At 61.1% G+C, this 13,592-nt stretch carries 16 protein-coding genes; 3 read left to right on the top strand and 13 right to left on the bottom strand.

Going from position 1 to position 13,592, the window contains the following annotated elements; translation table 11 throughout:
• Window positions 1-105: 105 nt before the first annotated feature.
• Together CKO11_RS15540 and CKO11_RS15535 are read right to left on the bottom strand one after the other, a co-directional pair.
• On the bottom strand, window positions 106-600 hold the full coding sequence (locus tag CKO11_RS15540; RefSeq protein WP_223640838.1) for a MarR family winged helix-turn-helix transcriptional regulator: 495 nt from the start codon (window positions 598-600) through the stop codon (window positions 106-108).
• A gap of 134 nt (window positions 601-734) precedes the next feature.
• Window positions 735-1,007: a succinate dehydrogenase assembly factor 2 gene (locus tag CKO11_RS15535; protein WP_223640794.1), complete on the bottom strand. Its 273-nt coding sequence runs from the start codon at window positions 1,005-1,007 to the stop codon at window positions 735-737.
• Between the two features lie 143 nt (window positions 1,008-1,150).
• On the opposite strand from CKO11_RS15535, the gene CKO11_RS15530 reads away from it, so the two are divergent.
• A complete protein-coding gene (locus tag CKO11_RS15530) occupies window positions 1,151-2,353 on the top strand; it encodes a pyridoxal phosphate-dependent aminotransferase (protein ID WP_223640792.1) in 1,203 nt (400 codons plus the stop codon).
• Between the two features lie 25 nt (window positions 2,354-2,378).
• Complete coding sequence (locus tag CKO11_RS15525) at window positions 2,379-2,798, top strand: hypothetical protein (protein WP_223640789.1); 420 nt, start codon at window positions 2,379-2,381, stop codon at window positions 2,796-2,798.
• A 25-nt stretch (window positions 2,799-2,823) separates the two neighbouring features.
• Here CKO11_RS15525 and CKO11_RS15520 read toward each other — a convergent pair whose 3' ends face one another.
• From CKO11_RS15520 to ppk2, 5 genes are all read right to left on the bottom strand, one after another.
• The gene (locus CKO11_RS15520) at window positions 2,824-4,212 is read right to left on the bottom strand and encodes an MATE family efflux transporter (RefSeq protein WP_223640786.1); all 1,389 of its coding nucleotides are present in this window, start codon (window positions 4,210-4,212) and stop codon (window positions 2,824-2,826) included.
• A gap of 41 nt (window positions 4,213-4,253) precedes the next feature.
• Entirely contained in the window at window positions 4,254-4,841 is a 588-nt protein-coding gene (locus tag CKO11_RS15515; RefSeq protein ID WP_223640782.1) for a cytochrome b/b6 domain-containing protein, read from the bottom strand.
• A 63-nt stretch (window positions 4,842-4,904) separates the two neighbouring features.
• A complete protein-coding gene (locus CKO11_RS15510) occupies window positions 4,905-5,354 on the bottom strand; it encodes a c-type cytochrome (RefSeq protein ID WP_223640779.1) in 450 nt (149 codons plus the stop codon).
• A gap of 147 nt (window positions 5,355-5,501) precedes the next feature.
• Window positions 5,502-6,104 carry an SAM-dependent methyltransferase gene (locus CKO11_RS15505; RefSeq protein ID WP_223640776.1) on the bottom strand — a complete coding sequence of 201 codons (603 nt, stop codon included), beginning with the start codon at window positions 6,102-6,104 and terminating at the stop codon, window positions 5,502-5,504.
• A 65-nt stretch (window positions 6,105-6,169) separates the two neighbouring features.
• Window positions 6,170-7,237 (bottom strand): polyphosphate kinase 2, encoded by a 1,068-nt coding sequence (ppk2, locus tag CKO11_RS15500; protein WP_411742021.1) that lies wholly within the window; start codon window positions 7,235-7,237, stop codon window positions 6,170-6,172.
• Window positions 7,238-7,370: 133 nt separating this feature from the next.
• Between ppk2 and CKO11_RS15495 the strand changes: the two genes are divergently transcribed.
• Window positions 7,371-8,042 (top strand): glutathione S-transferase family protein, encoded by a 672-nt coding sequence (locus CKO11_RS15495; protein WP_223640773.1) that lies wholly within the window; start codon window positions 7,371-7,373, stop codon window positions 8,040-8,042.
• Window positions 8,043-8,067: 25 nt separating this feature from the next.
• Here CKO11_RS15495 and CKO11_RS15490 read toward each other — a convergent pair whose 3' ends face one another.
• The 6 genes from CKO11_RS15490 to CKO11_RS15465 form a co-directional block, all read right to left on the bottom strand.
• Window positions 8,068-8,418, bottom strand: coding sequence for an H-type lectin domain-containing protein (locus tag CKO11_RS15490; protein ID WP_223640770.1), 351 nt, complete (start codon window positions 8,416-8,418; stop codon window positions 8,068-8,070).
• 122 nt (window positions 8,419-8,540) lie between these two features.
• A complete protein-coding gene (locus CKO11_RS15485; protein ID WP_223640767.1) occupies window positions 8,541-8,939 on the bottom strand; it encodes a F0F1 ATP synthase subunit epsilon in 399 nt (132 codons plus the stop codon).
• An 11-nt stretch (window positions 8,940-8,950) separates the two neighbouring features.
• A complete protein-coding gene (gene atpD, locus CKO11_RS15480; RefSeq protein WP_223640765.1) occupies window positions 8,951-10,369 on the bottom strand; it encodes a F0F1 ATP synthase subunit beta in 1,419 nt (472 codons plus the stop codon).
• A gap of 21 nt (window positions 10,370-10,390) precedes the next feature.
• On the bottom strand, window positions 10,391-11,263 hold the full coding sequence (locus CKO11_RS15475; RefSeq protein ID WP_223640763.1) for a F0F1 ATP synthase subunit gamma: 873 nt from the start codon (window positions 11,261-11,263) through the stop codon (window positions 10,391-10,393).
• A gap of 21 nt (window positions 11,264-11,284) precedes the next feature.
• Entirely contained in the window at window positions 11,285-12,814 is a 1,530-nt protein-coding gene (gene atpA, locus CKO11_RS15470; protein ID WP_223640761.1) for a F0F1 ATP synthase subunit alpha, read from the bottom strand.
• Entirely contained in the window at window positions 12,814-13,374 is a 561-nt protein-coding gene (locus CKO11_RS15465; protein WP_223640759.1) for a F0F1 ATP synthase subunit delta, read from the bottom strand. The genes atpA and CKO11_RS15465 overlap by 1 nt, the downstream gene beginning before the upstream one ends.
• Window positions 13,375-13,592: the final 218 nt, after the last annotated feature.

Genomic DNA, 13,592 nt, shown 5'->3' with positions numbered 1-13,592 from the left:
TTGCCCCCACCGCCGTATTTTACGACCGGGATCAAAGAACCATGCCCCCCGCGCAAGAACAAGCGGCGGCACAAATGCCGCCGCGTCAGCCCGGAAGCGGATAGCTCAGTAGATGTAGCGGATCTGATCCGACCAATAGCGCTCCATCCGGCGCAGGGTGCGGTTCATTTCATCCATCGCGTCAAGCGTGATCACATTGCGATCATTCATGCCCTTGGCATGGCGCTCGAACAGGGCCGAAACGGCGGCGCGCAGATCCACGCCCTTGGGCGTCAGCTTCACACGAACCGAGCGGCGATCAATCTCGCAACGCTGGTGGTGCATATAGCCCGCCTCGACCAGCTTCTTGAGGTTATAGCTCACGTTCGAGCCTTGATAATAACCGCGCGTCTTCAGCTCGCCCGCCGTCACCTCGTTCTCGCCAATGTTGAACAAAAGCAGCGCCTGAACCGGGTTGATCTCCAAAATACCAAGCCGTTCGAATTCATCCTTGATGACATCCAGCAACAACCTGTGCAGTCGCTCGACCAGCGACAGGCTGTCGAGGTAGCAAGACATCATTCCGGGGGCGGCGCCCTCATCCGCATCGGGCGCTTTCATCGGGGTTTGAAACGTCATTCCTTACTCCGCCATCCTCGCTTCCTTGAGGTGCAAATTGGCGGAAAAAACCGAATATAGGGTTAAGCGATCTTCACCGTGATGACATTCGTGACGAATTTGCGAAGATTGCGTGCTTAACTTTTTCCATGTCGTGTGCGCGCAAAATGGCCGATCACACCCAAGATTTCTACATAATGGGGCGGGCAGGGCTGCGCCCCCGAAATCCAGGGGTAAAGATCTTGGTCGTTTTCTTCGAGAAGCTGATCGTAAAGTTCAAGCGTCTCGGCATCCAAACCTTCCAGTTCAGAATCAGCCCAAGGGCCGAGAATCAGATCCATCTCGCGAATCCCGCGCCGCCAGCTGCGCATCCGCATCCGCCGCAATCGCGCGTCCCGTGTTTCGCTCATCGCTCGCCTCCGTCCGATCTGCTGCGCCCCTGCCTTGCACCCCTGCCCCCGCCCCGTCAAGCGCAACCACCTTGGTTTCAAGCGCTTGAACGGTGTCACGCCCGCGCGTAGAGAGAGGCGATCAGATTTTGGAGCCTCCGCACATGGCCTTTTTGTCCGACACGCTTGCGCGCGTGAAACCCTCGCCCACCATTGCCGTCACCAACAAGGCGCGCGAATTGAAAGAGGCGGGGCGCGACGTGATTGGCCTTGGCGCGGGCGAGCCCGATTTCGACACGCCCGAGAACATCAAACAGGCCGCGATTGCAGCGATTGCGGCGGGGGAAACGAAATACACCGCCGTCGATGGCATCCCGGCGCTGAAAAAGGCGATCTGCGCCAAGTTCGAACGCGAAAACGGGCTGCACTATACGCCGAGCCAGATCACCGTGGGATCGGGTGGCAAGCAGGTGCTGTATAATGCGCTGGTCGCTACGCTGAACCCCGGCGACGAGGTCATCATTCCCGCGCCCTATTGGGTCAGCTACCCCGATATGGTGCTGCTGGCGGGGGGCACGCCGGTTTTTGTCGAAGGCAAGATGGCGGCGGGTTACAAGATCAGCGCCGCCGATCTGGAAGCCGCGATCACGCCGAAAACCAAATGGCTGATTTTCAACTCGCCCTCCAACCCTTCGGGCGCGGCCTATTCCCATGAAGAATTGAAGGCGCTGACCGATGTGCTGATGCGCCATCCGCATGTCTGGGTGATGTCGGATGACATGTATGAACACCTTGTTTTTGGGGATTTCACCTTCGCCACGCCTGCGCAGGTGGAACCGGGGCTTTATGACCGCACGCTAACCTGCAATGGCGTGTCCAAGGCGTATGCGATGACCGGCTGGCGCATTGGCTATGCCGGGGGCCCGGTCGATCTGATCAAGGCGATTGGCAAGGTGCAGTCGCAATCGACCTCGAACCCTTGTTCGATCAGCCAGCACGCCGCGGTCGAAGCGCTGAACGGTCCGCAAGATTATATTGCCCAAAGCCGTGTGGCCTTTGAGCGGCGCCGCGATTTGGTGGTGGCCGCACTCAATGCCTGCCCTGGCATCACCTGCCCCACCCCCGAAGGCGCGTTCTACGTCTATCCCTCGATTGCCGGGCTGATCGGCAAAACCTCCAAGGGCGGGGTGCAGATCACCGATGACGAGGCCTTTGCCTCGGCGCTCTTGGAAGAAACCGGGGTAGCGGTGGTCTTTGGCGCGGCCTTCGGCCTTTCGCCCGCGTTTCGCATCAGCTACGCTACATCGGACGCGGCGCTGACCGAGGCTTGCGCGCGCATCAAGGCCTTTTGCGAAGGTCTAGAATAAGGCCCCAAGGCCCAAGGAGACGCGCATGGCGGGGGATCTGCCGGAATATTATTTCCGGATCCGTGAAAATGGGGCGGCGGTGTTCCGGGTCGATACCGAGAACCGCCAACGCCGCATCGAGATGGATCAGATCGCCGTCGTCAACATCAAGAACGGCGAGATCAAACCGCAAGGCGAGCGTAAGCTTTCCGCCGATGACCTGCGCGCGATCGAAGACTGGATGACGCGGCGCATTGCCCAGCTTGCGCAGCGCGATGTGGATGACATCCTGCGCACGGTCGATCATTTGAACCTGACCACGCAATGGGTGCAATCAAAGGCCACCGACGCGCAACTGGAAGAGGTGACCGATGCGTTGCTTCTGGCCATGCATGATCTGCGCTCGGTTCTGGTGCGCAAGAAGGCAGAGCGGATACTGAAATCCGCCCCGGAGGACGCAGGTTAAGGGCCACGCCTGCGCGCGCCGCCCGTCAGCCCGCGCTTTCTTGCAGCCATGGCCCCCGCCAGAACCGCCAGATCAGCGCTACGCCCACACAGGCAAGACCGATCACCAGCCCCAGCCAAAGCCCGATCCCGCCCAGCCCCAGCGGAAAGGCCAGAATATAGCTCGCCGGCACACCGATCAGCCAATAGCTGATCGTGGCCACCACCATCGGCACACGTGTGTCATGCACCCCACGCAACAAACCCAGCGCCATCACCTGCGCCGCATCGAACAGTTGAAACAGCCCCGCCACAGCAAGCAGCACCGCGCCAAAAGCGATGATCTCGGGCGCATCGGGATTGGCGTTATCCAAAAACAGCCCGACGATCAGTTCGGGCACCCCCAAAAACAGCGCGATCGTCGCGACGACGCAAACCGCCGACAGGATCAGTGCCGCCCAAGCCCCCGCGCGCAACCGCGCCAGATCCCCCGCGCCATAGGCATGGCCCACCCGCACCGTTGCCGCCGTCGACAGCCCCACATGCACCATGAAGGTGACCGAGGTAATCTCAAGCGCAATCCCATGCGCGGCCAGTTCCTTGGTGCCGATCCAGCCCATCATCAGCGCCGAGGCCTGAAACAACCCCGCCTCCGACAAATGGGTCAGCCCAGCGGGCAGGCCAAGCCGGATCAGCGAAAACAGCGCCTCCCAATCGGGGCGCCAGAACCGCGCGAACAATTCGACCGAGCGTAGCGCCGGATGGCGCGCGGCATAAAGCGCCAGCAAAAGCCCCGAGGTCAGCTGCACCAGAACAGACGCCAGCGCCGCACCGCGCACGCCCATTTCCGGCGCGCCCAGATTGCCGAAGATAAAGATCCAGTTGGCCAGCACATTGACCGCAACGCCGCCCAAGGTCGCCCAAAGCACCGCCTGCACATGTTCTTGCGCCCCGAGATAGGCGCGCAAAGCCCCCACAACCAGCGCGGGCACCATGCCCCACAGGGCGATATCCAGATAGTCTTGTGCCAGCCCGGCCAGATGCGGGTCTTGCCCCAAGGCCAGCAAGATGGGCTCTGCCAGCGCCATCAGCGGCATCACCGCCGTGCCATAGCCAAGCGCGATCCAAAGCCCCATCCGCGCATCGCGGCGCACCTGCACCGCATCATCGCGCCCCAAGGCTGCGGAAATCCGCCCCATCAGCACATAGGAAAACCCCGAGCCAAGAATGAACAGAAAGAAAAAGAACGATGCGCCCAACACCACCGCAGCCAGTTCCGGCACCCCATACCAGCCCAGCATGATCGTATCGGAGACATGCAGCAGCATCTGCGCAATGTTGGAGCCGATAAGCGGCAGGCCAAGCGAGAGCGTGGCAAATAAATTGGCGGCGAGGCCGGAAGACCGCACCGCCGAAGGTGTGACTGTCTGGTTCATGGACGGACGCTAGCCGAGGTCATAGGCAGCGTCCAGATGCCTCAGGAGCGGCGGCGCCCGGTGATCATCGGCGTCACAAGATCTTCGCGTTTCCAGACCTTGTAGAAGTAGATCGCGCTGACATGCAGGCCGATCAGCGCAAGCAACACCCAGCCCAGCTTGTGATGCCAGCTCAGCGCCAGACGCGGCCAACCCTCGGGCAGGAATTGCGCCAGCGGCCCGACGTTAAGGTAATCATCCGGGTCGGTGCACAGGCCGGTCAGCACCTGCAAGAACAGCACCACGATCATCGCAACAACCGACCAACCGCCCAAGGGGTTATGCCCTTCGGCATGGCTCGGCTTGCGCGCGGGCAACGTGAAAAGATAGCGCACCACGGCGATCGGGCCGCGCACGAAATTGGCAAAGCGCGCGTTCTTTGTGCCGACAAAGCCCCAAAGCACACGGATCGCCAAAAGCGCCAGCACCGCATAGCCAAGGTAGAAATGCAGCGTCATTTCCAGCGGGCCGAAATGGCCCAACACATAGGCGCCCGCGACGCACAGCAACAAGGTCCAGTGAAACACCCGCACAAGCGGGTCCCAGATCGGACGGTTTTCGGGGGCGGCAATGGTGGTATCGGCGGGCATGGCTTTCTCGAACGGCAAACGGATCAGGAAAAGGGCGGGAGTTTCCCCCCGCCCGGTGGCGCCTTAGTGTTCGGCGCGATAGTCGTCGTGGCAGGCTTTGCAGGTGCCGCCCAGTTTTTTCAGCGCCGGACCAAAGGCCGAGGCTTCGCCGGTATTGGCGGCGGCGATCAGTTCCATGCCAGCTTCATGCATGGCTTGGCCCTTGGCACCGAAATCTTCCATGTTTTCCCAGATCGAAGCCTTGGCTTCGCTTTCGCCCGGGAAGTCGGCGTCCGAGGTGCCCGGCGCGAACAGCGGCTTGATGTCGGTGGCAAGGATCGCTTCCAGCTTGGCGGCCTCGGCTTTGGCAGCCTCGGCATCATAGTTCTTGGCAACGCCCGAAAGCGCTTTCATCGCCCCACCGAGCGATTTGAAATAATCTTGGCGCGCTTTCACGGTTTCCATGCCGTCGGCATAAGCCGCCGTGCCCAGAACCATCGCAGCGACCGGAAGGGTGAGAAGAATTTTCCGCATGTAACATCTCCTTTGGGAAGGTGAGGTTTCAACCTCAGGTGGGTGTTCTACGAACAATCAGTGCCGTTCCGTCTATGAAATAGGTAATGAATTGTCTGTGACACGGTCACAGGCAGCAATTTCCCTGCGGCATCATCGCGCAGGCAATCAGGCGGCGGGTTTGCGGGCGACAAAATCCAAAAGCGCGGCCCGGCCCGCATGCCCCGGCCCCTCGTCAAGCTGCGCGTCGTAATCCGCCTGATGCAGGATTTCCCATCCCGCAAAGGCCGCGCGCAGCAGATCCAGCGTCCAAAGCTGATCTATCGCTTTTGGCCCGCCCGAGCTATTTTCCAGCTGCCGCGTCGAAAAACCGTGCAAAAACAAAAGCCCACCGGGGTGAAGCGCTTGTGCCATGCCGCGAAAGATCGCCGCGCGCAACGCGGGCGGCGCAAACTGGATGAACACCCCGAAAATCGCACCATAAGCCCCAATGGGCCAGATATAGCGCGTCAGATCGGCATGTTCAGAGGTAATGCTCACGCCGCGCGCCTCTGCAAGCCGATGTGCCTTTTCAAGCGCGGGGGCAGAGCCATCCAGCGCATGCACGCACATCCCTTGTGCGGCCAGCCACACCGCGTTACGCCCCTCTCCCTCCGCGACAGATAAAACCGCGGCGCCACGTTCAAGCCGCCAAGCCTGCCGCGTGACGAAATCCGAGGGTTCGGTGCCATAATAAAAATCTGTGCCTGAAAAACGTTCGTCCCAACTCATCGTCTTGCCCCCAACCTCAGTTGCGGCAAAAAATTGCCGCAACCGTGTCTTGATGCAAGTGAGACTTAGGACGGGTCTGCGGGCTTGGCCTTTTTGCTGCTGGGCCGCCGACGCGCCTCGGGATGCTGTGCAGCCCCCAGAATATGCTCAGCCGAATGCACCACATGGCTTGCATGACCCACGATCAGCGGATCGGGTGGCGTGACAATCGACAGATCCTTGTCTGGGTAATCCAGCGACGACAGGAAATGCCGCATGCAATTGAGCCGCGCGCGTTTCTTGTCATTCGATTTGATGATGACCCAAGGCGCATCGGCGGTGTCGGTATAAAAGAACATCGCCTCTTTCGCCTCGGTGTAATCATCCCATTTGTCGAGGCTGGCCATATCGATAGGGCTCAACTTCCAACGCTTGAGCGGATCGGTCGCGCGCTGTTCGAAGCGGCGGCGCTGTTCCACCTGCGTCACCGAGAACCAGTATTTGAACAAACGAACCCCCGAGCGCGCCAGCATCCGCTCAAACTCCGGCGCTTGGCGCATGAATTCCAGGTATTCGGTGGGGGTGCAAAAGCCCATCACCCGCTCCACACCCGCGCGGTTATACCAACTGCGATCATAAAAGACCATTTCGCCCGCCGTGGGCAACCATTGGATATAACGCTGGAAATACCACTGGCCCCGTTCTTCATCGGTGGGTTTGTTCAACGCGACGACCCGCGCAAACCGGGGATTGAGATGTTCGGTATAGCGCTTGATCGTGCCGCCCTTGCCCGCCGCATCGCGCCCCTCGAACAAGATCACGAATTTCTCGCCGGTCTCTTGCGCCCACCGCTGCACCTTGAGCAATTCGGCCTGCAGCTTTGCCTTTTCCTTTTCATAGGCGACACGCGCCATCCGGTGCGGATAGGGGTATTTGCCGCTTTCAAACCCGGCCTTCGCCGCCTTGGCATTGACCGAAGGGAAAGCCTGCGGCCCTTGCAACGCCCCCTCTCCCGGTGTGGGGTCGGCCTCCATGGGCATGGCCTTGCCCTGCTTGGGGGCCTTGGGCTGCGCGGGTTGCGCTTCGGGGCCGACCTCCGCCTGCGGCGCCGCAGGCTCCGCCTGCGCCGCAGCTTTCATAATGTGATCTTCCATGCGCAACCCTCCCGTGGTGTTTGGATTTTGCTAGCAAGAAAGCGTGAAAATCGCCTTGATGTGGGTCAGATTGTCACGTCGGCCTTTTCTTCGCCGCGCCACAGGCGCAGCATGGCGGCGGGAGGATCGCATCATGGTCACGCTTTACGGCATGTATCGCTCGCGCGCGACGCGCAATATCTGGGCGCTGATGGAACTGGGGCTGGGCTGGACGCTCAAACCCGTGATCCAAGCCTATCGGCTGGAAGCGCAGGGTATCGATCCGCACCACCCCGAGGCACCGTTCAACACCCGTTCGGCAGAGTTCTTGCGGCTCTCGCCCGCAGGCGCCATCCCGGTGATGGAAGATGGCGGCCTGGTGCTGGCGGAATCCCTCGCGATCAACCTGTATCTTGCGCAAAAGGCGGGCGGACCACTGGCCCCCAAAGATGCCCACGAAACCGCGCTGATGATGCAATGGGCGCTTTACGGCGCCACCGCGATTGAAACCGCCGCGCTCGATATTTCCTTCGCCTATGCCAGGGGCGAGGCGGCCGCCGAAACCGGCGCGGCCAAGATCGTCAGCGCCTGCGCACAGCTTGATCGCCCCCTTGCCGCGCTGGAGGCGCATCTAGAAATGCACAGCCACATGGTCGGCGGGCGCTTCACCGTGGCCGATATCAACATGGCCGAAATCCTGCGCTATGCGCAGGCGCATGAAGCGCTGTTTGCCAAATTCCCGCGTGTGAAAAGCTGGCTCGACCTGTGCCAAGCCCGTCCTGCTTTCCGCGAAATGTGGGAAACCCGCGCTGCGGAGCCCGCCTAAGCACATGAGGCGGCGATTGCGGCGCTTAGAAAACCTCCCAATCGTCCTCATGCGCGCAGCCGCCAATCGCCATCCAATCGGCACGCACACGCGCGACCCGCGTATCGCCCCAAGTGCGAAACACGATCACAAACCCCTCCACCGTCACCATATCGGCAGACAGGTCCATGCGCGGGTTGTGCTTTTGATCGATGTCCCACATCGACAACGACACATGCACGGCAGGAAGCTCGCGGAAGGGTTCATCGAACAGCACCGCCCGGCGCAGCTCGCGCGGGCCCTCGCCTGTCCACATCGCGCCACCATCTTGGAAGTCGGAAAACAGCACGATTGAACCCTGCGTGATGCCGATACGCGTGGAAGAGATTTTTTGCATGATCGGTCACTCGTCCGCTTCTGAGTTCGACCACGCTAATATGTTACGAAAAAAGAAAAAAGCCCAAATGAAAAGCCCCGGCACTGGGCCGGGGCTTGGCAAGGCTTGCAAAATGCAAGCGCTTAGATCGTCATATGCGAGCCAAGCGCTTCCATATCGGCCAGCATCTTGGCAGCGGCGTCGGCCACCGAAGGATGCGCCGCTTCCAGCACTTTCTTCGCTTCGGCCACCATTTCGGCGTGGATCGCAGCGGTCAGTTCCGCCTTGGTCACACCGCGTTCGGCCAGAACGGTCACCGTCTCGCCCGAAACCTCGGCAAAGCCACCAGTCACGGCGAATTCCGAGGTGCCCTCGGTGCTGACCACGGTCAGGATGCCCGGCCGCAGCGAGAGGATGACGGGCGCATGGCCCGGCATCGCCGTCAGATCGCCTTCCACGCCGGGAAGACGGACCTCGCTGGCCTGCACGGAAGCAAGCTTCCGTTCGGGCGAGACGAGATCGAACTGCATCGTATCGGCCATTACTGCCCCCCTTACGCCGCAGCGGCGAGGCGCTGGGCTTTCGCGATCACATCATCGATGCCGCCGACCATGTAGAAGGCCGCTTCCGGCAGGTGGTCGTATTCGCCCGCCACCACAGCCTTGAACGACTTGATGGTGTCTTCGAGCGGCACCTGAACGCCGTCCGAACCGGTGAACACTTTCGCCACGTCGAACGGTTGCGACAAGAAGCGCTGAATTTTCCGGGCACGGGCCACGGTCAGTTTGTCTTCTTCGCTCAGTTCGTCCATGCCGAGAATCGCGATGATGTCTTGCAGCGACTTGTAGCGTTGCAGCATGCCCTGCACGTCACGCGCCACTTGATAGTGCTCTTCACCGACGATTTGCGGGTCAAGGATCCGCGAGGTCGAGTCGAGCGGGTCAACCGCCGGGTAGATGCCGAGTTCCGAGATCGCACGCGACAACACGGTGGTGGCGTCAAGGTGGGCAAACGAGGTGGCCGGCGCGGGGTCGGTCAAGTCGTCGGCCGGCACGTAGATGGCCTGCACCGAGGTAATCGAACCGGCTTTGGTCGAGGTGATGCGTTCTTGCAGCGCGCCCATGTCGGTCGCCAGCGTCGGCTGGTAGCCCACGGCCGACGGGATACGGCCGAGAAGCGCCGACACTTCCGAACCCGCTTGAGTGAAGCGGAAGATGTTGTCGACGAAGAACAGAACGTCGGTCCCCGACTGGTCGCGGAACTGCTCGGCCAGCGTCAGGCCGGTCAGCGCCACGCGGGCACGCGCCCCCGGAGGCTCGTTCATCTGGCCATAGACCAGTGCCACTTTCGATTCTTCGAGGTTATCGAGGTTGATAACACCCGATTCGATCATTTCGTGATAAAGGTCGTTCCCCTCACGGGTCCGCTCGCCAACACCCGCGAACACCGAGAAGCCCGAGTGCACTTTGGCGATGTTGTTGATCAGTTCCATGATCAGAACGGTTTTGCCCACGCCGGCGCCACCGAACAGGCCGATTTTACCGCCTTTGGAATAGGGGGCGAGCAGGTCGATGACCTTGATGCCGGTCACGAGGATCGTGCTTTCGGTCGACTGCGCCGCGAAATCCGGGGCGGGTTGGTGGATCGCACGGGCTTCGGTTTTCGCCACATCGCCTTTTTCGTCCACCGGCTCGCCGATGACGTTCATGATGCGGCCCAGCGTGGCGTTGCCCACCGGAACGGTGATCGGCGCACCGGTGTCGGTCACTTCGGCACCACGCACGAGGCCTTCGGAGGCATCCATCGCGATGGTGCGGACGGTGTTTTCCCCAAGATGCTGGGCAACTTCCAGCACGAGGCGCTTGCCGTTGTTGGTGGTTTCAAGGGCGTTCAGAATCGCCGGGAGGCCGTCTTCGAACTGCACGTCGACGACGGCGCCGATGACCTGGGTCACTTTGCCTTTGCTTGCCATTTGTTTCTATCTCCGGTTCCGTCAGAGCGCCTCGGCGCCCGAGATGATTTCGATAAGCTCTTTGGTGATGGCGGCCTGACGCGAGCGGTTATACTCGACCGTCAGCTTGTCGATCATTTCGCCAGCGTTGCGGGTGGCGTTGTCCATTGCCGACATCTGGGCCCCGTTGAACGAGGCGTTGTTTTCCAGAAGCGCGGCAAAGATCGCCGTGGCCACACCGCGCGGAAGAAGCGCCGCGAGGATTTCCTGATCGCCGGGCTCGTAGTCATAGACCGTCGAAGTCCCAGACGCGTCGGTTTCGATCTCGGCGGGCACGATCTGCTGAGCCGTCGGCTTTTGCGAGATCACACTTTCGAAGACCGAGTAGAAGATCGTGGCGACATCGAATTCGCCCGCATCGAAGCGGCCCAGAATGTCGTCGGCGATCTCCTGCGCGTTGGCGTAGGTGAGCTTCTTCACTTCGCTCAGATCGACGTGGCCGATGAAATACTGACCCAGGTCACGGCGCAGCGCGTCGCGGCCCTTTTTGCCGACGGTGAGAATTTTCACCGTCTTGCCTTCGGCCAGGAGTTCATTGGCCCGCGTACGTGCGAGCTTTGCGATATTGGCGTTGAAGCCGCCGCACAGGCCACGCTCACCGGTCATAACGACCAGAAGCTGGACCGTGTCAGACCCGGTGCCGGCCAGAAGGCGCGGCGCCCCTTCGGTCGAGCCCACCGCAGTGGCAAGGCTCGACAGAACGGCCGACATCTTCTCGGCATAGGGCCGAGCGGCTTCAGCGCTTTCTTGGGCGCGGCGAAGTTTCGCCGCCGCGACCATCTGCATCGCTTTCGTGATCTTACGAGTGTTCTTCACACTCGTGATCCGGTTTTTAAGGTCCTTAAGGCTGGGCATGTCCCTGTCCTTTCAGGCCAATCAAGCGAAAGTCTTGGCGAATTCTTCGATCGCGGACTTCAGCTTGGTTTCGGCATCGCCCTTGATCTTCGGATCCTCGTTGGTGAGCCAGTCGAGGATGTCTTTGCGCGAAGACCGCAGGTAGGCCAGCAGGCCTTGTTCGAAGCGGCCGACTTCTTTCACCGGAACGGCGTCAAGGAAGCCGTTGGTGCCCGCGAAGATAACGGCCACGATTTCAGCATTGGTGAGCGGCGAGTATTGCGACTGCTTCATCAGCTCGGTCAAACGCGCACCGCGGTTGAGCAGCTTTTGCGTCGCGGCGTCGAGGTCCGACCCGAACTGCGCGAAGGCCGCCATTTCGCGGTATTGCGCCAGTTCCAGTTTCACCGGGCCAGCCACCGATTTCATCGAGTTGGTTTGCGCCGACGAGCCCACACGCGACACCGACAGACCGGTGTTCACGGCCGGACGGATGCCTTGGTAGAAGAGTTCGGTTTCCAAGAAGATCTGACCGTCGGTGATCGAGATCACGTTGGTCGGAATGAACGCCGACACGTCGCCGCCTTGGGTTTCGATAACCGGAAGCGCGGTGAGCGAGCCCGAGCCGAAATCTTCGTTCAGCTTCGCCGAACGCTCCAGCAGGCGGCTATGCAGGTAGAACACGTCGCCCGGGTAAGCTTCACGCCCCGGCGGACGGCGCAGCAGCAGCGACATCTGACGGTAGGCAACGGCCTGTTTCGACAGGTCATCATAGATGATCAGCGCGTGCATGCCGTTGTCGCGGAAGTATTCCGCCATCGCGGTCGCCGAATAGGGGGCGAGGAACTGCATCGGCGCCGGGTCCGAAGCGGTCGCGGCCACAACGGTGGTGTATTCCATCGCGCCAGCTTCTTCGAGTTTCTTCACCAGCTGCGCAACGGTCGAACGCTTTTGGCCAACGGCAACATAGAAGCAGTGCAGCTTGTTGTTCGGGTTGGCGTCGTTATACGACTTCTGGTTCAGGATCGTGTCGAGCGCGATCGCGGTTTTCCCGGTTTGACGGTCACCGATGATCAGCTCGCGCTGGCCACGGCCGATCGGGATCATCGCGTCGACCGATTTCAGGCCGGTCGCCATCGGTTCATGCACCGATTTGCGCGGGATGATGCCCGGGGCTTTCACGTCGGCCACGCGACGCTCTTTGCCTTCGATCGCGCCTTTGCCGTCGATCGGGTTGCCAAGCGCGTCGACGACGCGGCCCAGCAGGCCTTCACCGGCGGGCACGTCCACGATGGCGTTGGTGCGCTTGACGGTGTCGCCTTCTTTAATGTCGCGGTCCGAACCGAAGATAACGATACCGACGTTGTCGATTTCGAGGTTCAGCGCCATGCCCCGGATACCGCCGGGGAATTCGACCATTTCACCGGCTTGGACATTGTCCAACCCGTGCACGCGCGCGATGCCGTCACCAACCGAGAGCACGCGGCCCACTTCGGCAACCTGGGCATCCTGCCCGAAGTTCTTGATCTGCTCCTTAAGGATTGCAGAGATTTCAGCAGCCTGGATGCCCATTATCCAACCTCTTTCATGGCGTTCTGAAGGGAAGCGAGTTTGGCTTTGACCGAGCTATCGATCATGCGCGAACCCAGCTTGACGATCATGCCACCGATGAGGCTTTCATCGACAGCGACGTTGAGTTTGACGGTTTTACCCGTCTGCTTGGCGAGCGTGGCGGCCAGCTTGCCCGCCTGCGCTTCGCTCAATTCGGTAGCCGAGGTGACATCGGCGGTCATTTCGCCTTTCGCCTCGGCAATGGCGTCGGCCAGCCCTTTAAGAAGCTGCGGCAACGCGAACAAGCGACGCTTTTGCGCCATCAGTTTCAGACCGTTGGCCAGCGGCGCCGACAGCGACATCTTCGCGCCAAGCGCGGCAATCGCCGCCTCTTGCTGGGCGCGGGTATAGATCGGCGACGCGATCAGATCGCGCAGGTCGCTCGAACTATTGAGCGCGTCACGCAACGCGTCGACGTCGCTCGACAAAGCGTCAAGCCCGCCCGCCTCCTGCGCAAGGTCGAAAATGGCCGTGGCATAACGCCCGGCAATGGATGCAGAAATCGAAGCTGGTTCGGACACGTCCACCCTTCCGATGCTTTTGCCTCCGCACCCCGGCAGGCAGTGGTGCCACCGGGGCAGAGGCCCCCCTGGAACGCGCAAGTCTCCCGAGCACGCGCCACATTCGGGCTTGGCATTAGCAGAGCAATGTGACCCTCGCAACCGTCTTGGCATACAGAATGTGAATGCATCGGGCACATTTCAGGCCAAGGTCGCGACTGTTAGCGCCAAGCCCCGCA

It is taken from the genome of Rhodobacter sp. TJ_12, assembly GCF_020023995.1.
In the GTDB taxonomy this organism is placed as follows: Bacteria; Pseudomonadota; Alphaproteobacteria; order Rhodobacterales; family Rhodobacteraceae; genus Rhodobacter.
Note: the sequence above shows the minus strand (reverse complement) of the source record. Positions and strands in the feature narration are given on the sequence as shown.